This window comes from Burkholderia sp. AU45251, assembly GCF_030482905.1.
Classification (GTDB): Bacteria; Pseudomonadota; Gammaproteobacteria; order Burkholderiales; family Burkholderiaceae; genus Burkholderia; species Burkholderia aenigmatica.
Genome location: NZ_JAUJQH010000008.1, coordinates 73,359 through 94,498 on the forward strand (window position 1 = coordinate 73,359; position 21,140 = coordinate 94,498).

Consider the following 21,140-nt stretch of genomic DNA (forward strand, 5'->3'; position numbering starts at 1 on the left):
AGGGTTGTCATGCTCGCCTGCGCTGCGGCGCGTTGACGAGTGCGATACCGGTCAGCACGAGCGCGGCCGCGGACATGAAGCGCCAGCCGACCGATTCGCCGAGCAGCAGCACGCCGAACGCGACGCCGAACAGCGGCGACAGGAACGTGAAGACGGACAGCCGCGACGCGCTGTAGCGCGTCAGCAGCCAGAACCACGACAGGTAGCTGACGAACGCGACGATCACCGACTGGTACGCGAGGCTCGCCATCGCGACCGGCGTGACGCGCGCGAACGACACCTGGCCGAACAGCGCGGCCAGCGCGACCAGCACGACCGCCGACACCGCGAGCTGATAGAACAGCGTCTTGCTCGCGCTTGCCCGCGCGAGCGTCGTCGAGCGCACGACGACCGTCGTCGCGGCCCACATCGCACCGCCGAGTATCCCGAGCGCGTCGCCGGCGAGCCCGGCCAGCACCGATGCACCGGGTGCGCGCGGCTTCAGGAAGCCGTCCGCGAACGCGAGCGCGATGCCGGCGACGGCGAGGCCGACGCCGGCCCACTGCGTGCGCTGCAGCCGTTCGCCGGGTGCGAACAGGTGCAGGCCCAGCGCGGTGAAGCACGGCGCCGTGTACAGGAAGATCGCCATGTGCGACGCGCTCGTCAGCGTCAGCCCGAAGAACACGCAGATGAATTCGCCGGCGAACAGCGCACCGGCCGCGAGGCCTGGGCCGAACGTGCCATCGGCCTGGAACAGCGGCGTGCCGCGCGAGCGGGCCCAGCCCCATAGCAGCACCGCCGCGATCACCGAGCGCAGCCCGGCCTGGAACATCGGTGCAATCGCCGCGTTCGTACTCTTGATCGCGACCTGCTGGAAGCCCCAGATCGCGCACAGCAGCAGCATCAGGCCGACGGCACGCGTATCGAGCGCGCGGCGCACGGGGGCAGCGGCGAGCGTGGTCATCGGCGAACCTCGCCGGTTCGGGACGGCGGCAGCGAGATCGGGAGGGCGGCGCATCCGGCGCGCTCGAATCGGCGGTTTCGCACGGCAGTGTAGTGGTAGGGAGCGTGGGTGGTCGCGTTCGGGCGGTGGGTCACATGCCCGCTTTTGGTGCGAGGTGGAAGGATGTTACCCGATCGGCGCGGTAGCCGGGCGAGCCGGATCGTGCCGTTTTCCGGCGTGGTGCTCGCGCCGATCGGTATCGATGAGCCGGTTCGGCCGAGCTCCGGCCTGGCGCCCCCGAGCTTGGCCGTCCCCGGCTAGGCGCCCCCGGCTAGGCGCCCCCGGCGAAATTTACCCGACTCTGGTAGAGTTCCCGGTTCTGGAAAGTCCCCACAGGAGTACAACCCATGCGATTGCTGCATACGATGCTGCGAGTCGGCGATCTCGACCGCTCGATCAAGTTCTACACCGAATTGCTCGGCATGAAGGTGCTGCGCCGCGACGACTATCCGGAAGGCAAGTTCACGCTCGCATTCGTCGGCTACGGCGATGAAAGCGACAACACGGTGATCGAACTGACCCACAACTGGGACACCCCGTCGTACGACCTCGGCACGGGTTTCGGCCATCTCGCGCTGGAAGTCGACGACGCATACGCGGCCTGCGACAAGATCAAGGCGCAAGGCGGCAAGGTCACGCGCGAAGCGGGCCCGATGAAGCACGGCACGACCGTGATCGCGTTCGTCGAGGATCCGGACGGCTACAAGATCGAGTTCATCCAGAAGAAGGCGCACTGAGCGCCGGATGACCCGGGCTGCGGCGCGCGATGTGCGCCGCAGCCGCAAAAAAGGGCGATGCGGGGTGACCCGCATCGCCCTTTTTCGTTGGCGGCGAAGCCGTGCGCGTCAAAGCGACGGCAGCAGTTCGGGCGGGTGATGCTTGAGCGTGTGCCGCGCCTCGCGGAACTCGGGAAAGATCGATTCGACGGTCTGCCAGAAGGCCGGGCTGTGGTTCATCTCGCGCAGGTGCGACAACTCGTGCGCGACGACGTAGTCGATGATCGACATCGGGAAATGGATCAGCCGCCAGTTCAGGCGGATCTTGCCGTCGCTCGAGCAGCTGCCCCAGCGCGTCGCGGCCGACGACAGCGCGTACATCGAATACGAGACACCGAGCTTCTCTGCATAGACCGCGAGGCGTTCCCCGAAGATCCGCTTGGCTTCGCCCTGCAGCCAGCCCTGCACGCGATCCTTGATTTGCTGCATGTCGGCCTGCACGGGCAACGGCAGCGAGAGCCGCAGCGCGTCGCCATCGAACGCGACGGCGCCCGCGCCGAGCGCGATCGTCACCGTCTTGCCGAGATAGGGAAGTTGCGCGCCGTCGCGCCAGTCGATCTGCGGCAACGCGCGCTGCTCGGTGCGCGTCTTCCACTCCGCGAGCTTCGCGAAGATCCAGCGTTGTTTCTCGGCGATCGCCGCCTCGATGTCAGCGAGCGTGACCCAGCGCGGCGCGGTGATCGACAGTCCGCTGCCGTCGATCGTGAAGCCGATCGTGCGGCGCGCGGAGCGCTTCAGGCGGTATTCGAGCACGCGGCTGTCGAGTGCGAACGTCCGCACGCGCGAGCGGTCGGGTGCCGGGCCCGGATCGAGGGGTGCGGCGGGTGCCGCGGCGGGCGGCGCCGGCGGCGTGGCGGGCGCCGACGGTGCGGCGGCCGGCCCGTCGAAGAGCGGCAGGTCCATCTGGCGATGATCGAGGGCCACGACGGCAGGCCGTGGCCGCGGACGCTGTTTCATCAGTTCGCTTCTTTTTGTCGGACGCAACGGCTGCAACCTGCGGGCGTCAGGCACGCGCGGCATCGCGCGCGCCGGCATTGTCCGCCTGACGATACGAATCCGGATCGATCCGGCGCATTTCCGCTTCGATCCATGCTTCGACCTGCGAGTTCAATGCATCGGGCGTCAGCCCCTCGCTGGGGATCGGCTTGCCGATCGACACGGTGACGACGCCCGGGAATTTCGTGAACGAGTTGCGCGGCCACACGCGGCCTGCGTTGTGCGCGATCGGCACGACGGGGGCGCCGGTTTCGATCGCGAAGCGCGCGCCGCCCGTCTTGTACTTGCCCTGCTTGCCGACCGGCGTGCGCGTGCCTTCCGGGAACATGATCATCCAGGCGCCCTCCGACAGGCGCTTCTTGCCCTGGCGGATCACCGAAACGAACGCGTTCTTGCCTTCCTTGCGGTTGATGTTGACCATGTGCAGCAGTCCGAGCGCCCAGCCGAAGAACGGCACGTACAGCAGCTCGCGCTTGAACACGTAGCAGAGCGGCCGCGGCATCAGCGCCGGAAACGCAAGCGTCTCCCATGCGGACTGGTGCTTCGACAGCAGCACGGCCGGGCCGTCGGGCAGGTTCTCGTACCCTTCGATCCGGTAGCGGATGCCGTTCAGCCAGCGCACGACCCACAGCGTCGACTTGCACCAGCCGGCCGCCATCCAGTAGCGCGCGTCGGGGCGCATGAACGGAAAGGCGATGAAGCACGCGGTGGCGTACGGCACCGTGTACAGGACGAAGTAGATCAGCAGCAGCAGGGAGCGGACGAAGCGCATCGGCGTAAGTCTGGCGTTAGGGAGGATGCGCGCGGCGGCTGCATCACTCGTGTTCGTGTGAAAGGAAATCGAGCGCGAACGCGCGCAAGTCGTCGTGAACCTTCGTGCCGGGCGGCAGGTTGCCGGCGGCGAGCGTCTTCTTGCCCTTGCCGGTGAGCACGAGGTGCGGCTGGAAGCCAACCGCGACGCCGGCCTGCAGGTCGCGCAGCGAATCGCCGACGACCGGCGTGTGATCGGGATCGATCTCGAAGCGCTCGGCGATCATCTGCATCATGCCGGGTTTCGGCTTGCGGCAGTCGCAGTGATCCTCGGCCGTGTGCGGGCAGAAGAACACCGCGTCGATACGTGCGCCGACCGCGGCCGCCGCGCGATGCATCTTCAGATGCATCGCGTTGAGCGTGGCCATGTCGAACAGCCCGCGACCGATGCCGGACTGGTTGGTCGCGACGACCACGCGATACCCCGCGTGGTTGAGCCGGGCGATCGCCTCGAGGGCGCCGGGCAGCGCGATCCATTCGTCGGGCGTCTTGATGAACGCATCCGAATCGACGTTGATCACGCCGTCCCGATCGAGGACGACGAGCTTTCGGTTGGGGCTGATCGGCATCGTGCGGCCCTTATGCGGCGAGCTTCGAGATGTCGGCGACGCAGTTCATCTGCTGGTGCAGCGCCGACAGCAGCGCGAGGCGGTTCGCGCGCAGCGCCGGATCTTCCGCGTTGACCATCACGTCGTTGAAGAACGTGTCGACCGGTGCGCGCAGCGCGGCGAGCGCCGACAGCGCGCCCGTGTACGCACGCGCCTCGAGCTGCGACTGCACGTGCGGCGTCACGGCCGCGAGCTGTTCGTGCAGCGCCTTCTCGGCGGCCTCGACGAGCAGCGTCGGCTGCACCGTGCCGTTCGCGCCGCCTTCCGACTTCTTCAGGATGTTCGAGATCCGCTTGTTCGCGGCCGCGAGCGCTTCGGCTTCCGCGAGGCGCGTGAATTCGCGCACCGCGTCGAGGCGCGCGACGAGATCGTCGACGCGCGTCGGGTTCAGGCTCAGCACCGCGTCGATTTCGCCGGCCGAATAGCCGCGCTCGCGCAGCAGGCCGCGCAGGCGATCCATGAAGAACGCGAAGATCGCATCGGTCGATTCGGCGACCCCGGCCACGCCCTCGAAGCGCGCGTGGGCCGTGCGCAGCAGCGACACGAGGTCGAGCGGCAGCTGCTTCTCGAGCAGCAGGCGCAGCACGCCGAGCGCATGGCGGCGCAGCGCGAACGGGTCCTTCTCGCCGGTCGGCGCGAGGCCGATGCCCCAGATGCCGACGATCGTCTCGAGCTTGTCGGCCAGCGCGACCGCGGTCGACACGGGCGTGGTCGGCAGTGCGTCGCCGGAGAAGCGCGGCTGGTAGTGCTCGGCGCAGGCGAGCGCGACGTCGTCGGCTTCGCCGTCGTGGCGCGCGTAGTACGTGCCCATCGTGCCCTGCAGCTCCGGGAACTCGCCGACCATGTCGGTCAGCAGGTCGGCCTTCGCGAGACGCGCGGCGCGCTTCGCGAGCGTGGCGTCGGCGCCGATCGCGGGTGCGATCTCGCCGGCCAGCGCTTCGAGGCGCTCGACGCGCGCGAGCGCCGAGCCGAGCTTGTTGTGATACACGACGTTCGCGAGTTGCGGCACGCGGTCGGCGAGCGGCTTCTTCTTGTCCTGCTCGAAGAAGAATTTCGCATCGGCGAGGCGCGGGCGCACGACGCGCTCGTTGCCTTCGATGATCTCGCCCGGCGTCTTCGTCTCGATGTTCGACACGATCAGGAAGCGCGAGCGCAGCTTGCCGGCGACGTCGGTCAGCGCGAAATACTTCTGGTTCGTCTGCATCGTGAGGATCAGGCATTCCTGCGGGACCTGCAGGAATTCGTCCTCGAAGCGGCACGGGTAGACGACCGGCCATTCGACCAGCGACGTCACTTCGTCGAGCAGCGACTCGGGCATCACGACGGTGTCGCCGTTCGCATGTTCGTTCAGCTGCGTGCGGATCGTTTCGCGGCGATCGGCGAAGTGCGCGATCACGCGGCCCTTGTCGCGCAGCGTGTCGGCGTACGCGCGCGCATGCTGGATCGCGACGAGGCCGTCGGACAGGAAGCGGTGGCCGAGCGTGGTATCGCCGGCGTCGACGCCGAAGGCGGTGACGGGCACGATGCGATCGTCGTGCAGCACCGTCAGGCGATGCACCGGGCGCACGAACTTCACGTCGGAGCCGTCCGGGCGCTGGTAGGTCATCACCTTCGGGATCGGCAGCTTCTCGAGCGTTTCGTCGAGCGCGGCCTGCAGGCCGTCGGCGAGCGTCGCGCCGGCTGCCGAATAGTTGAGGAAGAACGCTTCGGCCTTGCCGTCCTGGGCGCGCTCGAGATCGGCGATCGACAGGTTCGGGTGGCCGAGCGCCGCGAGCTTCTTTGCGAGCGGGGCGGTCGGCTTGCCTTCGGCGTCGAGCGCGACCGACACGGGCAGGACCTTTTCGCGGACCTGCTTTTCAGGCGCGACGGCGCGCACGTTCTGCACGACGACGGCGAGGCGGCGCGGCGTGGCGTAGCGTTCGAACACGAGTTCGCCTTCGACGAGGTCGCGTGCCGCGAGGCGTTGCGCGAGACCTTCGGCGAATGCGTCGCCGAGGCGCGCGAGGGCCTTCGGCGGCAGCTCTTCGGTCAGCAGTTCGACGAGCAGGGGGGCGGGATGATTGTGCGTCATGATTGGAGTGAATCTCGTCTCGTCAGTCCTGATCGATCTTGCGTTCGACCTTGAGCGGCGGCGCCCATGCCGGCTGGGCGGCATCCTGGGCGTCGGTGGTGAGGCCGGGCACGCCCGGCGGGTTGCCGAGCATCGGGAAGCCAAGCTTCTCGCGCGAGTCGTAGTAAGCCTGCGCGACGAGACGCGACAGCGCGCGGATGCGGCCGATGTACGCCGCGCGTTCGGTGACCGAGATCGCGCCGCGCGCGTCGAGCAGGTTGAACGTGTGGCCGGCCTTCAGCACGAGTTCGTACGCGGGCAGCGCGAGCTGCGCGTCGATCATCTTCTTCGCTTCCGCTTCGTAGCTGTTGAAGAACGTGAACAGCAGGTCGACGTTCGCGTGCTCGAAGTTGTAGGTCGACTGCTCGACCTCGTTCTGGTGGTAGACGTCGCCATACGACAGGCGGCGCAGCTCGGGGCCGTTCGGGCCTTGCTCTTCCCACTCCGTCCATACCAGGTCGTACACGTTCTCGACCTTCTGCAGATACATCGCGAGGCGTTCGAGACCGTAGGTGATCTCGCCGAGCACCGGCTTGCAGTCGAGGCCGCCGACCTGCTGGAAATACGTGAACTGCGTGACTTCCATCCCGTTCAGCCACACTTCCCAGCCGAGGCCCCACGCGCCGAGCGTCGGGTTTTCCCAGTCGTCCTCGACGAAGCGCACGTCGTTCTGCTGCAGGTCGAAGCCGAGTGCCTCGAGCGAGCCGAGGTACAGGTCGAGGATGTTTTCCGGCGCCGGCTTGAGCACGACCTGGTACTGGTAGTAGTGCTGCAGGCGGTTCGGGTTCTCGCCGTAGCGGCCGTCCTTCGGGCGGCGCGACGGCTGCACGTACGCGGCGCGCCACGGCTCGGGGCCGACCGCGCGCAGGAACGTGTGGACGTGCGACGTGCCTGCGCCGACTTCCATGTCGATCGGCTGGAGCAGGGCGCAACCCTGCTTGTCCCAGTAGGACTGCAGCGTCAGGATGATTTGCTGAAACGTAAGCATGAAGAGCCTTCGTGGCGCTGGCGCTCCGTTGCGGGCGGCGCTCCGGGCGGGGCCCGGAGGGTCGGCTCGCGCGGCGGCGCGGCTTGTTAGTGTGCTGAAACGCGTAATTTTACCGGATCGGCGGGCGGATGCGGCCGGAACGCGGGCGGGCGCACCGTCGGCCCCGTCCAGGCGGCCTGCGCGGGCGTGCCCGGTGCGCGCCGGACGGCCGCGCGCGGCATGGGCGACGCGGGTGCTGCGCGGCTTCGAGCGGGCGTTAAGATGCACGTATTGCGGTGCGCGCGACGCGTGCTGCGTCACTGCTTGCCGATCCCGATCGCATGGACGAACCGACCGACATCCTCATTCCGCTGCTTCCGCCCTTCCTCGCGCTGCTCGGGCAGGCCATCGATGCGCAGGCGCGCGGCGAGCGCGCCGCGCACGATCTGTGGCTCGCCGCCGCCGCGCACCTGCATGCGGTCGAGCCCGATGCGCTCGCGCAGCTCACCGGCGCGCTCATCGCGCGGCAGCGCACGGCCGACGCGGTCGCGCTCGCCGAATGCGCGGCGCGCATGCAGCCGGGTGCCACCGCGTATTTCAATCACGGCTACGCGCTGCAGATGGCGGGCCGTCACGCGGACGCCGTGGCGCCGTACCGCGCGGCGCTGGCGCTCGATGCCGAGCGGCCATCGCTGCGCAACAACCTCGCGATCGCGCTGCGGCTGTCGGGCAGCGACCGCGCCGAGGAGATCGCGCTGCTCGAAGCAGCCGTGCAGGCCGATCCGCGCGACGTGCAGGCGTGGATCAACCTCGTGGTCGCGCGGCTCGCGACGCACGACCTGGACGGCGCGCTCGCGTGCGGCGCGCGGCTCGTCGAGCTCGCGCCCGACAACGCGCTCGCGATGAACAACGTCGCGCTGGCGATGAAGGAAGCGCAGCGCTGGGACGACGCCGAGCGTTACGCGGTGCGCGCGTGCGAGCTGGCGCCCGACGACGCGTCGTACCGTTTCAACCTCGCGATCATCCAGCTCGTGCGCGGCAACTTCGCGGCCGGCTGGCGCGGCCACGAGGCGCGCTGGGACGGCGCGGGCGAGTTGCGCGGCCGTCGGCCGGCGCTGCCGGGCCCGCGCTGGCAGGGCGAGCCGCTCGCGGGCAAGACGCTGCTGGTGTGGGGCGAGCAGGGGCTCGGCGACGTGCTGCAGTTCTGCCGCTTCGTCGCGCCGCTCGCCGAGCGCGTGCATCGCGAGGGCGGCCGGCTCATCTGGAATACGTTCCCGCTAGTGGGCACGCTGATGCAGCGCAGCCTCGGCGCGCATGCGGATGCGTTCAGCGCGGGCGGTGGCGTCGACGTGCTGCCCGCGTTCGATTACGAAGTACCGCTGATCGGCCTGCCGCTGATGCTCGGCATGGAAGCGTCGACGCTCGCGTCGTCGGTGCCGTACCTGCGGGCCGATCCGTCCGCGCGCGACGCGTGGCACGCGCGGCTGGCGGGCGACCGCCGGCTGAAGGTCGGGCTCGTGTGGACGGGCAGCGCGGGGCACCAGCGCAATCCGTACCGGCGCGTCGGGCTCGAACGCTATGCCGACGCGTTCCGCGGGATCGACGGTGTCGCGTTTTATTCGCTGCAGCCGGGGGCGGGCGCGGATGTCGCGGCGGCGCGCGCGGCCGGCTTCGCGATCGAGGATCTCACGGCGGAACTGACGAGCTTCGACGACACGGCCGCGTTCATCGGCGCGCTGGATCTCGTGATCACCGTCTGCACGTCGGTCGCGCACCTGTCGGGCGCGCTCGGCGCGCGCACCTGGGTGCTGCTCGACGTGAATCCGCACTGGCCGTGGCTGCTCGAACGCAAGGACAGCCCGTGGTATCCGACCGCGACGCTGTACCGGCAACCGGCGTTCGGCGCGTGGGCGCCGGTGATGGAGGCGGTGAGCCGCGACTTGCGGCGTCTGGCCGCGCAGCCGGTTCAATCGGCAGAGTCGGCGGAGTCGGCGGAGTCGGCCCGGCAGGGCTGAGCGGCCGGCCGGTTCGCGGCCACGGGCCGCTGTTGCACGTTGCATTGGCGGCGGCCGCCACGCATTGCGCAGCGGCCGCCCGTTGCGTCACTTCGGCTGGCTGTCGCCGTTCTTCCGGCCGTTGCGCCGGCGCAGCCCGGGGCCGAACGTGAAGCCGAACGCGAGCAGCACGAGCGACACCGCGAGCACGATGTTGTTGCCGCTCGTCACGTAAGGCGTGAAGCCGCTCGTGCCTTCGATCCGCACGTCGAGCGAGCCGATCGTGAACGGCTTCAGCTGGCCGAGCACGCGGCCGTGCGCGTCGATCGCGGCGGTCATCCCCGTATTGGTCGAGCGCAGCATCGGCCGGCCCGTCTCGAGCGAGCGCATCCGCGCGATCTGCAGGTGCTGGTCGAGCGCGATCGTGTCGCCGAACCACGCGAGGTTCGTCACGTTGACGAGCACGCCCGGCGGCTGCGGGTTGTCGCGGATCGTCGCGGCGATTTCCTCACCGAACAAGTCCTCGTAGCAGATGTCGGCCATCACGGGCTGGTTGTGTACCAGGAACGGCTTCTGCACGGGCGCGCCGCGCGCGAAGTCACCGAGCGGCATCTTCATCAGGTCGACGAACCACCGGAAGCCCCACGGGATGAATTCGCCGAAGGGCACGAGGTGGTGCTTGTCGTAGTGATAGATGTCGCGCGAATTCGGCGTCACGCCGTACAGGCTGTTCGTATAGTCGACGTAGTGGCCGTCCTCGGTCACCGACGCGCCGACCGCGCCGAACAGCACGGCCGAGCCCGTCGTGTCGCTGAACTTGCGGATCGCGACGGCGAACGGCTCGGGCAGCTCCTGGATCATCACCGCGATCGCGGTTTCGGGCGTGACGATCAGGTCGGCGGGCTTCTCGACGATCATCTGCGTGTACATCTTGATCGCCGCGTCGATGCCCGCTTCCTCGAACTTGATGTCCTGCTTCACGTTGCCCTGCAGCAGCCGCACGGTGAGCGGCGCGTTCGCGGGCACGGTCCACGTGACCTGCGACAGGCCGAGACCGGCCGCGATCAGCGCGAGCGCGATGCCGGCCGGCGCGGCGATGCGTATGCGCGCATTGCCGGCGCGGGGTTCGGCGAGCGGCGATGGCCGGGCGGCGGCGAGCGCCTGCACGACGAGCGCGGCGAACAGCGCGAGCACCCACGCGATCCCGTACACGCCGGCGACCGGCGCGAAGCCCGCGAACGGGCCGTCGACCTGCGGATAGCCGCTGGCGAGCCACGGGAAGCCGGTGAGGACGGTGCCGCGCAGCCATTCGCCGAGTGCCCAGGCGCTCGCGAACGCGAATGCGCCGTGCCAGGTCGGCGAGAACGGCCGCGGGTCGCGCGTGCGGCGATGCCACGCATGGCCCGCGCAGAACGACCACAGCCCGGCGGAGAACGCCGGGTACAGCGACAGGTACAGCGAGAACAGCACGAGCGCGCCGCCCGCGAGCGGCGCGGCCATCTCGCCGTACACGTGCATGCTGATGTAGAGCCACCAGATGCCGGTGATGAAGTTGCCGAAGCCGAACGCGCCGCCGGTGAGCGCGGCGCTGCGCCAGCTCGCGGTGCGCGTGAGTTGCGCGAAAAACCAGACGAATACGACGAGTTGCAGCCAGCCGCCATGCGGCGTCGGTGCGAAGCTGAGCGTATTGGCCGCGCCGGCGAGCAGCGCGGCCGGGTAGTGCCAGCGCGGCAGCGCGCGGCCGGGTGTCGGCGCGAGCAGGCCGCCAGCCGGGCGGGACAGGATCGGATCGTCCATGTGAAGCGAAAGTGGGCGAGCGGTTGTGGAACGCGCGGCTGGCGCGCGACGGTCAGTCCTCGTGCGAGGTTTCGGCGCGACGGCTGGCGAGCGGGTTGCGGCGTACCAGCAGTACGTGAACCTGGCGCGCATCGCCGCGCTGGATCTCGAACACGAGGTTGCCGAGCTGCAGCTTCTCGCCGCGATGCGGGACGCGGCCGAAATGATGCGTGATCAGCCCGCCGATCGTGTCGACTTCGTCGTCGGGGAAATCGGTGCCGAACGTCTCGTTGAACTGTTCGATCTCGGTGAGCGCGCGCACGCGGTAGCGGCCATCGGGCCCCGAGATGATGTTGCCGGCTTCCTCGTCGAAGTCGTATTCGTCCTCGATGTCGCCGACGATCTGCTCGAGCACGTCCTCGATCGTGATCAGGCCCGCGACGCCGCCGTATTCGTCGACGACGATCGCGAGGTGGTTGCGGTTCACGCGGAAGTCGTGCAGCAGCACGTTCAGGCGCTTCGATTCGGGAATGAACACGGCCGGGCGCAGCATCCCGCGCACGTCGAATTCCTCTTCGGCATAGAAACGCAGCAGATCCTTCGCGAGCAGCACGCCAATGACGTTGTCGCGGTTCTCCTCGTACACGGGGTAGCGCGAGTGCGCCTTCTCGAGGACGAACGGGATGAAATCTTCGGGCTTGTCCGCGATGTTGATCGCGTCCATCTGGGCGCGCGGCACCATGATGTCGCGCGCGCACAGGTCGGACACCTGGAACACGCCTTCGATCATCGACAGCGAATCGGCGTCGATCAGGTTGCGTTCGTGGGCGTCCTGGAGGATTTCCAGCAACTCGCCACGGGATTCGGGCTCGGGCGAGATGAAGTCGGTCAGGCGCTCGAGGAGCGAGCGCTTTTCTTGCGGTTTGTCGGTTGACTTACGACTGGGATACGAATCGTTCATGGTGGTGCGCCCGGGTCATGCCGGAGCGCGCTGTCACGGAGTAGGCAAGGATACACCAAGGGCACGACGCGACCGTGTCACACCGGCCGCATGGCCAGGGTGGGCAGCGCGCGCGGGCCCCGCTCGGGAACAGTCGCGCCGGGCGCGACATCGTCCTCGGTTCCATCCTATCTCAGAAAAGGGCGGCGGGGCAGCGGCGGCAAAAAACGGGTGCGGAAGGGGCCGGGAACCGTGACGCGGGAAAGCGGCCGGCCGAGGCGGCCAGCGGCGGCATTCTGCCGCACGGGGGCTTGGCCGCCGGGGCGTGGATCAGAACCGCATGCCGGCCGAGCAGCCGCCGGCGGCCGCACCGTTGGTCGCGGCGCCGCCGCAGCCAAGGATTCCGCAGCCGGACAGCGCGATGCTCGCGGCGACGAGCAGCGCGGCGACCTTGCAGCGCGACCCGCGTGACGGTTTCATCGTTTATGCCCGCGTTCGAATCTGCACCCGCCGCGGCAGCGCGTGGCGGCGAGCCGGGCGTCGTGCCACGTCACCGGCATCGCGCGAGCAGCCCTTCAAGTGCGCGATCGGGGATGCCGCTCGCGCGCAGCGCGTCGACCGTGCGGCTCACGTAGTCGAGCGTCGTGCCGTAGCGGCCGGCCGCGCAGCCGAACACTTCCTTCACGATGGGGTCGGACAGCTTGCCCGTATAGGTCGGCGCGTCGCGGCGCATCACGAATGCGAGCGCGTTCACGCGTTCGCCGTTCTCGAGCGAGCACGGCAGCCATGCGGGCCGGTACGAACCCATCGGCATCTCGCGCTTCCACAACGTTTCGAGGTGCGGCTGCGCGGTCGGGCCGGCGAGCCGGAACGCGATGCCCGAGCACGAGCCGCCGCGATCGAGCGCGAGCACGAGGCCCGGGCGTTCGGGCGTGCCGCGGTTCACGCGCGACCACAGGTAGAGCCCGCGATGATAGCCGTGCACCTTGCCGCGCACGGCGGCGATGGTCGGCAACCCGGGGTTCCAGATCAGCGAGCCATAGCCGAACAGCCAGAGATCCTGCTGACCGTTCCAGTCGCGCATCGTGTGCGCGAGCGAGGCCGCGAGCTCGTCTTCCGTCAGCAGGCGCCCGTCGCCGATCGACGGCGGGTAGGCGGGCGGGAGCGTCGCGGCGTTGCGCATCGTGCGGACGGCTTACTGGTACGGGTTCGGGAAGCCCAGCTTCGCGAGGATGTCGACTTCGAGCGCTTCCATTTCGGCCGCGTCCTCGGCGCTCGTCTCGTGGTCGTAGCCTTGCGCGTGCAGCGCGCCGTGCACCAGCAGGTGCGCGTAATGGGCCGTGAGCGACTTGCCCTGGTCGTGCGCTTCCTTCTCGACGACCGGGCAGCACAGCACGAGGTCGCCGATCACGGTGCCGTCGGGCGCCGCGTCGTACGCGAAGGTCAGCACGTTGGTCGGGTAGTCCTTGTGGCGGTAACCGGCGTTCAGCGTGCGGCCTTCTTCTTCGCCGACGAAGCGCACGGTGAGCTGCGCGCTGGCGAACAGCGCCGGCTCGATCCATTCGGCGATCAGCTTGCGCTTGGGGCAAGTCTTGCGCACGTCGCTCGTGATCTCGTCGCCGTACTGCACGGACAGGTCGAGCTCCGGCTCGCGCAGCGCGTCTTCGGTGTCGTCTTCGCGCGGCGCGGGCTCGGCACCGACGTGCAGCGTCACGCTGTCGTAGTGCTCGGGCTGCAGCGCGAGCTTCGCGCGCATCGCCGGATCGTTGTGCTGCGCGACGATCGCAACGGCGGCTTCTCCCGAACTGCCCGACAGGTCGAACATCAGGCTGCGGCCATCCGGGAAGTCGATTCGCAGCCCTTGCGCGTTGACGGTCCGGGCCTTGCCCTTCGCATCGAACAGCGACAGGCGGGGGGAGGCGGGCGCGGCGGACTGGGCGCGCCCGGACTTGCGGGAACGGGAGGATTTCATGACGCGTGCGGCGATTAGGACGCGTTGAGGATACACCAAACGGCCGATCGCACCCGAATTCGCGCAGGCGAAAAAAAGCCCGGCGCGCCGTCTGGCGGGCCGGGCTGTCAGACCAAGCGGCGCGCAGGCGCCGCCGGCCGGTCAGCCGTCCTGGTGCTGCGCGTGGAACTCGTCGTACGCCTCGACGATGCGCGCGACGAGCGGATGGCGCACGACGTCCGCGCTCGTGAAGCGCGTGAGCGCGATGCCGCGCACGCCGCTGAGCACCTGCTGTGCCTCGACGAGGCCGCTCTTGTGGCCGCGCGGCAGGTCGACCTGGCTCGTGTCGCCGGTCACGACCGCCTTCGAGCCGAAGCCGATCCGCGTGAGGAACATCTTCATCTGTTCGGGCGTCGTGTTCTGCGCCTCGTCGAGGATGATGAACGCGTGGTTCAGCGTGCGGCCGCGCATGTACGCGAGCGGTGCGATCTCGATCATCTGGCGCTCGAACATCTTCGCCGTCTTGTCGAAGCCGAGCAGGTCGTACAGCGCGTCGTACAGCGGACGCAGGTACGGGTCGACCTTCTGCGCGAGATCGCCCGGCAGGAAGCCGAGCCGCTCGCCCGCCTCGACGGCCGGGCGTGTCAGCACGATCCGCTTGACCTGGTCGCGCTCGAGCGCGTCGACCGCGCACGCGACCGCGAGATAGGTCTTGCCGGTGCCGGCAGGCCCGACGCCGAGCGTCACGTCGTGCGACAGGATCTGCTTCAGGTATTCACGCTGCGCCGGCGTGCGGCCGCGCAGGTCGGCGCGCCGCGTGTAGAGCTTCGGTGCAGGCTCCTCGTCCGGCTCGCTGGCGTCGAGCTGTACGATGGGGTCGTCGAACGGATGGTCGGGGTCGCCGCGGAAGCGCACGTCGAGCGTGTCCTGGCGCCCGTTGCCGGACGTGTGGCGCACTTCGACCAGCGCGAGCTGGATGTCGTCGACCGACAGCGCATCGCGCGCGCGGTTGTAGAAGTTCTCGAGCGCGGCGAGCGCGAGCTTGGCGCCGCGACCGCGGATCGCGATCCGGTGGCCGCGTCGCGACAGCGTGACGTCGAGCGCCTGTTCGATCTGCCGCAGGTTCTCGTCGAGCGGGCCGCAGAGGTTGGCGAGGCGCGCGTTGTCGTCGCGCGGCGCGACGAATTCCAGTGCTTGGGTCGGCTTCAAAGTGGCGTCGGGTTCCTGTTGAGCGTCAGTCAGTGGGTGGCCGCGCTTGCGTCGTCGCTGACGAGCAGGAGCTCGCCGCGCAGCGAATGCGGATACGCATGGTTGATCTTCACGTCGATCATCTGGCCGATCAGGCGCGGGTGCGACGCGAGCGGCGCCGGGAAATTCACGACCCGGTTGTTCTCGGTGCGGCCCGCGAGTTCGTTCGGGTCCTTGCGCGACGGGCCCTCGACGAGGATCCGCTCGACCTTCCCGACCATCGACTGGCTGATGCGCGCGACGTTTTCCTCGATGGTCGCCTGCAGATGTTGCAGGCGTTTGAGCTTCACTTCGCGCGGCGTGTCGTCGTGCAGGTTCGCGGCCGGCGTGCCGGGGCGCGGGCTGTAGATGAACGAGAAGCTGGTGTCGTAGCTCATGTCGTGCACGAGCGCCATCATCTTGTCGAAATCGTCCTCGGTCTCGCCGGGGAAGCCGACGATCATGTCGGTCGACAGCGACAGGTCCGGGCGGATCGCGCGCAGCTTGCGGATCACCGACTTGTATTCGAGCACCGTGTAGCCGCGCTTCATCGCCATCAGGATGCGGTCGGAACCGTGCTGGACGGGCAGGTGCAGGTGGCTCACGAGCTTCGGCACCTTCGCGTAGGTGTCGATCAGGCGCTGCGTGAATTCCTTCGGGTGCGACGTCGTATAGCGGATCCGCTCGATGCCGGGGATGTCGGCGACGTATTCGATCAGCGTCGCGAAATCGGCGATCTCGGACGAGCCGGCCGTCAGCGCGCCGCGGTACGCGTTCACGTTCTGGCCGAGCAGCGTGACTTCGCGCACGCCCTGGTCGGCGAGGCCGGCCACTTCGGTCAGCACGTCGTCGAGCGGGCGCGACACTTCATCGCCGCGCGTGTACGGCACCACGCAGTAGCTGCAGTACTTCGAGCAGCCTTCCATGATCGACACGAACGCGCTCGGGCCCTCGACGCGGGCGGGCGGCAGGTGGTCGAACTTCTCGATTTCGGGGAACGTGATGTCGACCTGCGAGCGGCCGCTCGCGCGGCGCGCGTCGATCATCTGCGGCAGGCGGTGCAGGGTCTGCGGGCCGAATACCAGGTCGACGTACGGTGCGCGGGACACGATCGACGCGCCTTCCTGGCTCGCGACGCAGCCGCCGACGCCGATCAGCAGATCCGGCTTCGCTTCCTTCAGCTCGCGCACGCGGCCGAGATCGGAGAACACCTTCTCCTGCGCCTTTTCACGCACCGAGCACGTGTTGAACAGGATGATGTCCGCGTCTTCCGGCGTATCGGTCTTTTCGAGGCCTTCGGCCGCATTCAGCACGTCCACCATCTTGTCCGAGTCGTACTCGTTCATCTGGCAGCCGAAGGTCTTTACGTAAACTTTCTTGGTCATGGGGGTTCGCCGTTCGCAGTGGTTGACCTGGGGGCGTCGTCGATAGGGTGAATCGGGACGGCTGTGCCTGGCGCATGCCGCGCCGCGCAGGGGCGAGTGTGCCGCCTTGCACGCATCTCGCGTGCATCGCGCATGAAAAGCCGTCGGGAAAGCTTTCCATTATAGCTTTTCATGCTGTTGGGAGCGCCCGGCGGGTTGCGGCCGCGCGACGGTGCACGTCGGGTTCCGACCCTGACCGGGCCGTGCGCCGGCCGTCAGCGGCACGCGTTCAGCAGGTCTTCCAGCGCGGCTTCCTCGCGCGCGAAGCGTTCGGCGAGGAAGTCGAGCAGCACACGCACGCGCGGCGCCATGTAGCGCTTGCTGTGATAGATCGCGTGCAGCGGCGCATCCTGGTGCCGCCAGTCGGGCAGCAGCACGCGCAGCCGCCCCGCGCGGACGTCGTCGGCGATGTCCCACAGCGACTTCAGCGCAATGCCGTGGCCGCGCAGCGTCCATTCGCGGGTGAGGCCGCCGTCGTTGGTCTCGAACGCGGTCGACATCGGCACCGTGTGGGTCTGCGTCTCGTCGCCGCGCGTGAAGCGCCAGCTGTTCATCGGCCCCGACGCGATCGTGATCACGTTGCACGGAAAGCGGGCCAGATCGTGTGGATCGGCCGGCATGCCGTGCCGCTCGACGAACGACGGCGCCGCGCACAGCACGCGCCGGTTCGCGGCGAGCCGGCGGGCGATCAGCGCGCCGTCGGGCGGCGCGGCGAAGCGGATCGCGAGGTCGATTTCGTCCTGCCACAGGTTCGACGCGGAATCGGACGCCGTCAGCGAGAACGTGACGTCCGGATGCAGCGTCGTGAATTCGTCGAGCCAGTCGAGCAGTTGGTTGCGGCCGAAGTCGGACGTCGACGACAGCCGCACCTTGCCGCCGACCACGTTGCGGCCTTCCTGCAGCATCGCGTCCGCGTCGTCGAGCGCCTGCAGCGCCTGCCGGCAGCAGTTCAGGTACAGCCGGCCCTCGTCGGTGAGCCGCAACTGCCGCGTCGAGCGCTCGAACAGGCGCGTCGCGACCTTCGCCTCGAGCTTCGCGAGGCGCGCGCTGGCGGCGGCCGGCGTGAGGTTCAGCTTGCGCCCGGCCGCCGACAGGCTGCCCAGGTCGGCAGCCTCGACGAACAGCCGGATATCGCCCAGTCGATCCATCGGATTTTTCAGAAATTTTTGAAAATGGTTCAAATGCCACGCCAATTATCAAATATAGGCGTATTCGGGACAATGCGCGCACATCCCGCATTTTGGTGCGGTGCGGCACCGACCGGGCGCCGCACCCGCCGCTTCCCGGAGAACCTCATGCCCATTCCCTTGCTGGCGCTCGCGATCAGCGCCTTCGCCATCGGCACCACCGAATTCATCATCATGGGCCTGTTGCCCGAAGTCGCGCAGGATCTGGCCGTGTCGCTACCGTCGGCCGGGCTGCTCGTGACCGGCTACGCGCTCGGCGTCGCGGCCGGCGCGCCGCTGCTCGCGGTGCTGACGAGCCGCATGCCGCGCAAGGCCGCGCTGCAGTTGCTGATGGCGATCTTCATCGTCGGCAACGTGCTGTGCGCGACCGCGTCCGGCTACGCGATGCTGATGGTCGCGCGCGTCGTCACGTCGTTCGCGCACGGGTCGTTCTTCGGGATCGGCGCGGTGGTCGCCGCGTCGCTCGTGCCGACCGACAAGCGCGCGAGCGCGATCGCGCTGATGTTCACGGGGCTCACGCTGGCGAACGTGCTCGGCGTGCCGTTCGGCACGTTCGTCGGTCAGCTGCTCGGCTGGCGCGCGTCGTTCTGGATCGTCGCCGCGCTCGGCGTGCTGGCGCTCGGCGGCGTCGCCGCGCTCGTGCCGAACCGCCACGACAGCGGGCCGGTCGGCCTCGGCCACGAAGTGCGCGTGCTGAAGGAGCCGCAGGTGTGGCTCGCGCTGCTGATGACGGTGCTCGGCTTCGGCGGCGTGTTCGTCGTGTTCACGTACATCGCGCCGATCCTCCAGTCCGTGTCGGGCTATTCGCCGCGCGCGGTCGCGCTGATCCTCGTGCTGTTCGGCGCGGGGCTCACGATCGGCAACACGCTGGGCGGCAAGCTCGCCGACCGCGCGCTGATGCCGTCGCTGATCGCGATCCTCGTCGCACTGATCGCGGTGATGGTCGTGTTCGCGAAGACGAGCCACTATCCGGTCGCGGCGGCCGTGACCGTGTTCGCGTGGGGGATCGCCGCGTTCGCGACGGTGCCGCCGCTGCAGGCGCGCATGGTCGAGAAGGCCGCGAGCGCGCCGCATCTCGCGTCGACGCTGAACATCGGTGCGTTCAACGTCGGCAATGCGCTCGGTGCGTGGCTCGGCGGCTTTGCGCTGGATCGCGGCCTCGCGCTCGATGCGCTGCCGTGGGTCGCCGTCGCGGTGACGTTCGCGGCGCTCGTCGTCACGTGGTTCGCGATGCGGCTCGATGCGCGCGGGCCGGCACGCGGCGCGGCGCCGGCGGCGCAATGAATGGCGAATGAGCGGCGCCTGCGCGACGCGATAGCGGCAGGAAAAGGTTCGCGAGAAACGCATTCCTCCGCGATGCTGATAACGGTGTGAAGATAACTTCGTTTGCCGGTGCAGGGCCGGGTGATAGCGTCTCGATACGCGCCGTTGCTGGCGCAACCCGATTCCGATCCCGGCTTACCCCATACGCAGGGCTGCACAAGCGGCCCGGAGGCAATGCTATGTCTTCATCCCTGGCGCTCGTGCGCGACCTGTCTTCCTTCGAGTCCGGCAATGCCGTCGATGCGCGGGCCGCTGCGTCGCTCGACGTGCTCGAGCAGGTCGTCGGCGTGAACCTCGCACGGTTGCGTGCCGAGCGACAGTTGTCGCTCGATGCGCTCGCACGGCTGTCCGGCGTGTCGCGTGCGATGCTCGCGCAGATCGAGTCGGCGCGCAGCGTGCCGTCAATCAAGGTGCTCTGCAAGATCGCCGCGGCGCTGAAGGTATCGGTCGCCGCATTCCTGCGCCGCCATGCGGTGAACGGCTTCGAGCATCTGGCGGCGGAGCGTGCGTCGCGCGTCGTCAGCTCGAACGGCCGCTTCTCGGCGCGCGCGCTGTACCCGGAAGGCGAGCCGGCCGCGGCCGAGTTCCACGAGCTGCGGATCGCGCCGCTGCATACGGAGCCCGGCACCCGTCGCGCGCCCGGCACGACGGTCAACCTCGTCGTCAGCGAGGGCACGCTGGAAGTCAGCGTACATGATCGCCGCCAGTTGCTCGCGACCGGCGATGCGATCGTGTTCGATGCCGACCAGCCGTACAGCCTGCGCAATCCGGGTGACAGCGAGGCGCGCGCGTTTCGCGTGACGGTGAGCCCCGAGGTGCCGCCGCGCTGGCTCGTGCCCGATGCGGCGCACGCGACCCATGCAGCGCACGCGGCCGGCTGATCGCGCAGGCCGCACGGAAGCGGGCCGCGTTCTCGTCGTTGGGGAGAGATCGCGGGTCGCCCGTCGGCCGTTCGGACGATGCCGTTAGACGGAGTCGTCAGTAAGGTTTTAGGTGATGTTCGCTGCGCCGCGCGCGCAGCTGTTGTATGCTTGGCCCGCCGTTGATGGGATTGGCCCATCCGGCAATCAGTGCGTCTTCAGGGCGGGGCGAAATTCCCCACCGGCGGTAGGCTGGCGTAAGCCGGCGAGCCCGCGAGCGCCCGCGCATCCGCGCGGGGTCAGCAGATCTGGTCGAATGCCAGAGCCGACGGTCACAGTCCGGATGAGAGAAGATGTGCAGATAGTCATGTCCGCCAGGGCCGCTTCGCGATGCATGCGAAGCGGGTTGTCGTTCTGTCTGTTTGCAATGCCCTGAAACGTTTTTCGCCCAAATCGTCTTTGCGAGGAGCGTTTCACATGTCCTTGATGTCCATTTCGTCGGCACCCGCCGACGCCTTTGCCGATCTCCCGTTGCTGGATTCCGAACCGGTGCCGCCGCGCATTGCCGCCGCGCTCGAAGCGATGCGCGCAGGCCGTGCGGTCGTGCTGCAGGACGACCACGACCGCGAGAACGAAGCCGACCTGATCGTTGCCGCCGAGCGCATCACGCCCGAGACGATGGCGCTGCTGATCCGCGAGTGCAGCGGCATCGTGTGCCTGTGCCTGACCGACGACACGGTGCGTGCGCTCGAGTTGCCGCCGATGGTGCAGACCAACGAGAGCCGCAACGGCACCGCGTTCACCGTCTCGATCGAGGCACGCGAAGGCGTGCATACGGGCGTATCGGCGGCCGATCGCGTGACGACGATCCGCGCGGCGATCGCCGAAGGGGCGAAGCCGCACGACATCGTGCGCCCCGGCCACGTGTTTCCGTTGCGTGCGCAACCGGGCGGCGTGCTGGCACGCCGCGGTCACACCGAAGGCACGGTCGACCTGTCGATCCTCGCAGGCCTGAAGCCGGCCGGCGTGCTGTGCGAGCTGATGAATCCGGACGGCACGATGACGCGCGGCGACGACGTCGAGCGTTTTGCGCAACAGCACGGGCTGCCGATGCTGACGATCGCGGAACTCGTCGAGTTCCGCGAGGCGCTGGCCGCTGCGCGCGAGCGCTGCTGCGAACCGGCCTGAGGGTAAGGAAGGCGGGCGCGT

At 68.7% G+C, this 21,140-nt stretch carries 19 protein-coding genes and 1 riboswitch; of the genes, 5 read left to right on the forward strand and 14 right to left on the reverse strand.

Features of this window, described 5'->3' with window-relative positions:
• Nucleotides 1-7 precede the first annotated feature (7 nt).
• On the reverse strand, nt 8-943 hold the full coding sequence (locus tag QZM67_RS18060) for a DMT family transporter (RefSeq protein ID WP_301805482.1): 936 nt from the start codon (nt 941-943) through the stop codon (nt 8-10).
• A gap of 386 nt (nt 944-1,329) precedes the next feature.
• Here QZM67_RS18060 and gloA point away from each other — a divergent pair, with 386 nt between their 5' ends.
• Complete coding sequence (gene gloA / locus QZM67_RS18065; protein WP_043190639.1) at nt 1,330-1,719, forward strand: lactoylglutathione lyase; 390 nt, start codon at nt 1,330-1,332, stop codon at nt 1,717-1,719.
• A gap of 108 nt (nt 1,720-1,827) precedes the next feature.
• Here gloA and QZM67_RS18070 read toward each other — a convergent pair whose 3' ends face one another.
• Genes QZM67_RS18070 through glyQ form a run of 5 tightly spaced genes read right to left on the reverse strand, consistent with a single transcriptional unit; the run spans nt 1,828 to nt 7,270 of the window.
• On the reverse strand, nt 1,828-2,715 hold the full coding sequence (locus QZM67_RS18070; protein ID WP_301805485.1) for a M48 family metallopeptidase: 888 nt from the start codon (nt 2,713-2,715) through the stop codon (nt 1,828-1,830).
• Between the two features lie 46 nt (nt 2,716-2,761).
• Nucleotides 2,762-3,526 (reverse strand): 1-acyl-sn-glycerol-3-phosphate acyltransferase, encoded by a 765-nt coding sequence (locus QZM67_RS18075; protein WP_043190642.1) that lies wholly within the window; start codon nt 3,524-3,526, stop codon nt 2,762-2,764.
• Between the two features lie 43 nt (nt 3,527-3,569).
• The gene (gene gmhB, locus QZM67_RS18080; RefSeq protein WP_205824879.1) at nt 3,570-4,133 is read right to left on the reverse strand and encodes a D-glycero-beta-D-manno-heptose 1,7-bisphosphate 7-phosphatase; all 564 of its coding nucleotides are present in this window, start codon (nt 4,131-4,133) and stop codon (nt 3,570-3,572) included.
• A gap of 10 nt (nt 4,134-4,143) precedes the next feature.
• Nucleotides 4,144-6,243, reverse strand: a complete 2,100-nt coding sequence (gene glyS / locus QZM67_RS18085) for a glycine--tRNA ligase subunit beta (RefSeq protein ID WP_301768876.1) — start codon at nt 6,241-6,243, stop codon at nt 4,144-4,146.
• A gap of 22 nt (nt 6,244-6,265) precedes the next feature.
• Complete coding sequence (gene glyQ / locus QZM67_RS18090; protein ID WP_011885965.1) at nt 6,266-7,270, reverse strand: glycine--tRNA ligase subunit alpha; 1,005 nt, start codon at nt 7,268-7,270, stop codon at nt 6,266-6,268.
• A 320-nt stretch (nt 7,271-7,590) separates the two neighbouring features.
• Between glyQ and QZM67_RS18095 the strand changes: the two genes are divergently transcribed.
• On the forward strand, nt 7,591-9,264 hold the full coding sequence (locus tag QZM67_RS18095) for a hypothetical protein (RefSeq protein WP_301805490.1): 1,674 nt from the start codon (nt 7,591-7,593) through the stop codon (nt 9,262-9,264).
• Between the two features lie 87 nt (nt 9,265-9,351).
• Here the strand turns inward: QZM67_RS18095 and lnt are convergent, their stop codons facing one another.
• The 8 genes from lnt to QZM67_RS18135 form a co-directional block, all read right to left on the reverse strand.
• A complete protein-coding gene (lnt, locus tag QZM67_RS18100) occupies nt 9,352-11,040 on the reverse strand; it encodes an apolipoprotein N-acyltransferase (protein WP_301805492.1) in 1,689 nt (562 codons plus the stop codon).
• Between the two features lie 52 nt (nt 11,041-11,092).
• Nucleotides 11,093-11,980, reverse strand: coding sequence for an HlyC/CorC family transporter (locus QZM67_RS18105; protein WP_043190655.1), 888 nt, complete (start codon nt 11,978-11,980; stop codon nt 11,093-11,095).
• A gap of 309 nt (nt 11,981-12,289) precedes the next feature.
• Complete coding sequence (locus QZM67_RS18110; RefSeq protein WP_301805496.1) at nt 12,290-12,439, reverse strand: hypothetical protein; 150 nt, start codon at nt 12,437-12,439, stop codon at nt 12,290-12,292.
• Between the two features lie 70 nt (nt 12,440-12,509).
• The gene (locus tag QZM67_RS18115) at nt 12,510-13,142 is read right to left on the reverse strand and encodes a gamma-glutamylcyclotransferase (RefSeq protein WP_301805498.1); all 633 of its coding nucleotides are present in this window, start codon (nt 13,140-13,142) and stop codon (nt 12,510-12,512) included.
• A gap of 12 nt (nt 13,143-13,154) precedes the next feature.
• The gene (ybeY, locus tag QZM67_RS18120; RefSeq protein WP_301805501.1) at nt 13,155-13,931 is read right to left on the reverse strand and encodes an rRNA maturation RNase YbeY; all 777 of its coding nucleotides are present in this window, start codon (nt 13,929-13,931) and stop codon (nt 13,155-13,157) included.
• Nucleotides 13,932-14,072: 141 nt separating this feature from the next.
• Nucleotides 14,073-15,119: a PhoH family protein gene (locus QZM67_RS18125; protein ID WP_043190661.1), complete on the reverse strand. Its 1,047-nt coding sequence runs from the start codon at nt 15,117-15,119 to the stop codon at nt 14,073-14,075.
• Nucleotides 15,120-15,148: 29 nt separating this feature from the next.
• The gene (miaB, locus tag QZM67_RS18130; protein ID WP_089451241.1) at nt 15,149-16,522 is read right to left on the reverse strand and encodes a tRNA (N6-isopentenyl adenosine(37)-C2)-methylthiotransferase MiaB; all 1,374 of its coding nucleotides are present in this window, start codon (nt 16,520-16,522) and stop codon (nt 15,149-15,151) included.
• Between the two features lie 254 nt (nt 16,523-16,776).
• The gene (locus tag QZM67_RS18135) at nt 16,777-17,709 is read right to left on the reverse strand and encodes a LysR family transcriptional regulator (RefSeq protein WP_043190666.1); all 933 of its coding nucleotides are present in this window, start codon (nt 17,707-17,709) and stop codon (nt 16,777-16,779) included.
• A 147-nt stretch (nt 17,710-17,856) separates the two neighbouring features.
• Between QZM67_RS18135 and QZM67_RS18140 the strand changes: the two genes are divergently transcribed.
• The 3 genes from QZM67_RS18140 (at nt 17,857) to ribB (ending at nt 21,119) form a co-directional block, all read left to right on the forward strand.
• The gene (locus tag QZM67_RS18140) at nt 17,857-19,032 is read left to right on the forward strand and encodes an MFS transporter (RefSeq protein WP_301768870.1); all 1,176 of its coding nucleotides are present in this window, start codon (nt 17,857-17,859) and stop codon (nt 19,030-19,032) included.
• 218 nt (nt 19,033-19,250) lie between these two features.
• Nucleotides 19,251-19,952 (forward strand): helix-turn-helix domain-containing protein, encoded by a 702-nt coding sequence (locus QZM67_RS18145; protein ID WP_175022064.1) that lies wholly within the window; start codon nt 19,251-19,253, stop codon nt 19,950-19,952.
• 189 nt (nt 19,953-20,141) lie between these two features.
• A riboswitch (FMN riboswitch) is annotated at nt 20,142-20,290 on the forward strand.
• A 118-nt stretch (nt 20,291-20,408) separates the two neighbouring features.
• Nucleotides 20,409-21,119, forward strand: coding sequence for a 3,4-dihydroxy-2-butanone-4-phosphate synthase (gene ribB, locus QZM67_RS18150; RefSeq protein WP_011353122.1), 711 nt, complete (start codon nt 20,409-20,411; stop codon nt 21,117-21,119).
• Nucleotides 21,120-21,140 lie beyond the last annotated feature (21 nt).

Bases quoted from the DNA above. Each gene is read 5' to 3' on its own strand.
- QZM67_RS18060 (WP_301805482.1), bottom strand. From the start codon at position 943: ATGACCACGCTCGCCGCTGCCCCCGTGCGCCGCGCGCTCGATACGCGT.
- gloA (WP_043190639.1), top strand. From the start codon at position 1,330: ATGCGATTGCTGCATACGATGCTGCGAGTCGGCGATCTCGACCGCTCG.
- QZM67_RS18070 (WP_301805485.1), bottom strand. From the start codon at position 2,715: ATGAAACAGCGTCCGCGGCCACGGCCTGCCGTCGTGGCCCTCGATCAT.
- QZM67_RS18075 (WP_043190642.1), bottom strand. From the start codon at position 3,526: ATGCGCTTCGTCCGCTCCCTGCTGCTGCTGATCTACTTCGTCCTGTAC.
- gmhB (WP_205824879.1), bottom strand. From the start codon at position 4,133: ATGCCGATCAGCCCCAACCGAAAGCTCGTCGTCCTCGATCGGGACGGC.
- glyS (WP_301768876.1), bottom strand. From the start codon at position 6,243: ATGACGCACAATCATCCCGCCCCCCTGCTCGTCGAACTGCTGACCGAA.
- glyQ (WP_011885965.1), bottom strand. From the start codon at position 7,270: ATGCTTACGTTTCAGCAAATCATCCTGACGCTGCAGTCCTACTGGGAC.
- QZM67_RS18095 (WP_301805490.1), top strand. From the start codon at position 7,591: ATGGACGAACCGACCGACATCCTCATTCCGCTGCTTCCGCCCTTCCTC.
- lnt (WP_301805492.1), bottom strand. From the start codon at position 11,040: ATGGACGATCCGATCCTGTCCCGCCCGGCTGGCGGCCTGCTCGCGCCG.
- QZM67_RS18105 (WP_043190655.1), bottom strand. From the start codon at position 11,980: ATGAACGATTCGTATCCCAGTCGTAAGTCAACCGACAAACCGCAAGAA.
- QZM67_RS18110 (WP_301805496.1), bottom strand. From the start codon at position 12,439: ATGAAACCGTCACGCGGGTCGCGCTGCAAGGTCGCCGCGCTGCTCGTC.
- QZM67_RS18115 (WP_301805498.1), bottom strand. From the start codon at position 13,142: ATGCGCAACGCCGCGACGCTCCCGCCCGCCTACCCGCCGTCGATCGGC.
- ybeY (WP_301805501.1), bottom strand. From the start codon at position 13,931: ATGAAATCCTCCCGTTCCCGCAAGTCCGGGCGCGCCCAGTCCGCCGCG.
- miaB (WP_089451241.1), bottom strand. From the start codon at position 16,522: ATGACCAAGAAAGTTTACGTAAAGACCTTCGGCTGCCAGATGAACGAG.
- QZM67_RS18135 (WP_043190666.1), bottom strand. From the start codon at position 17,709: ATGGATCGACTGGGCGATATCCGGCTGTTCGTCGAGGCTGCCGACCTG.
- QZM67_RS18140 (WP_301768870.1), top strand. From the start codon at position 17,857: ATGCCCATTCCCTTGCTGGCGCTCGCGATCAGCGCCTTCGCCATCGGC.
- QZM67_RS18145 (WP_175022064.1), top strand. From the start codon at position 19,251: ATGTCTTCATCCCTGGCGCTCGTGCGCGACCTGTCTTCCTTCGAGTCC.
- ribB (WP_011353122.1), top strand. From the start codon at position 20,409: ATGTCCTTGATGTCCATTTCGTCGGCACCCGCCGACGCCTTTGCCGAT.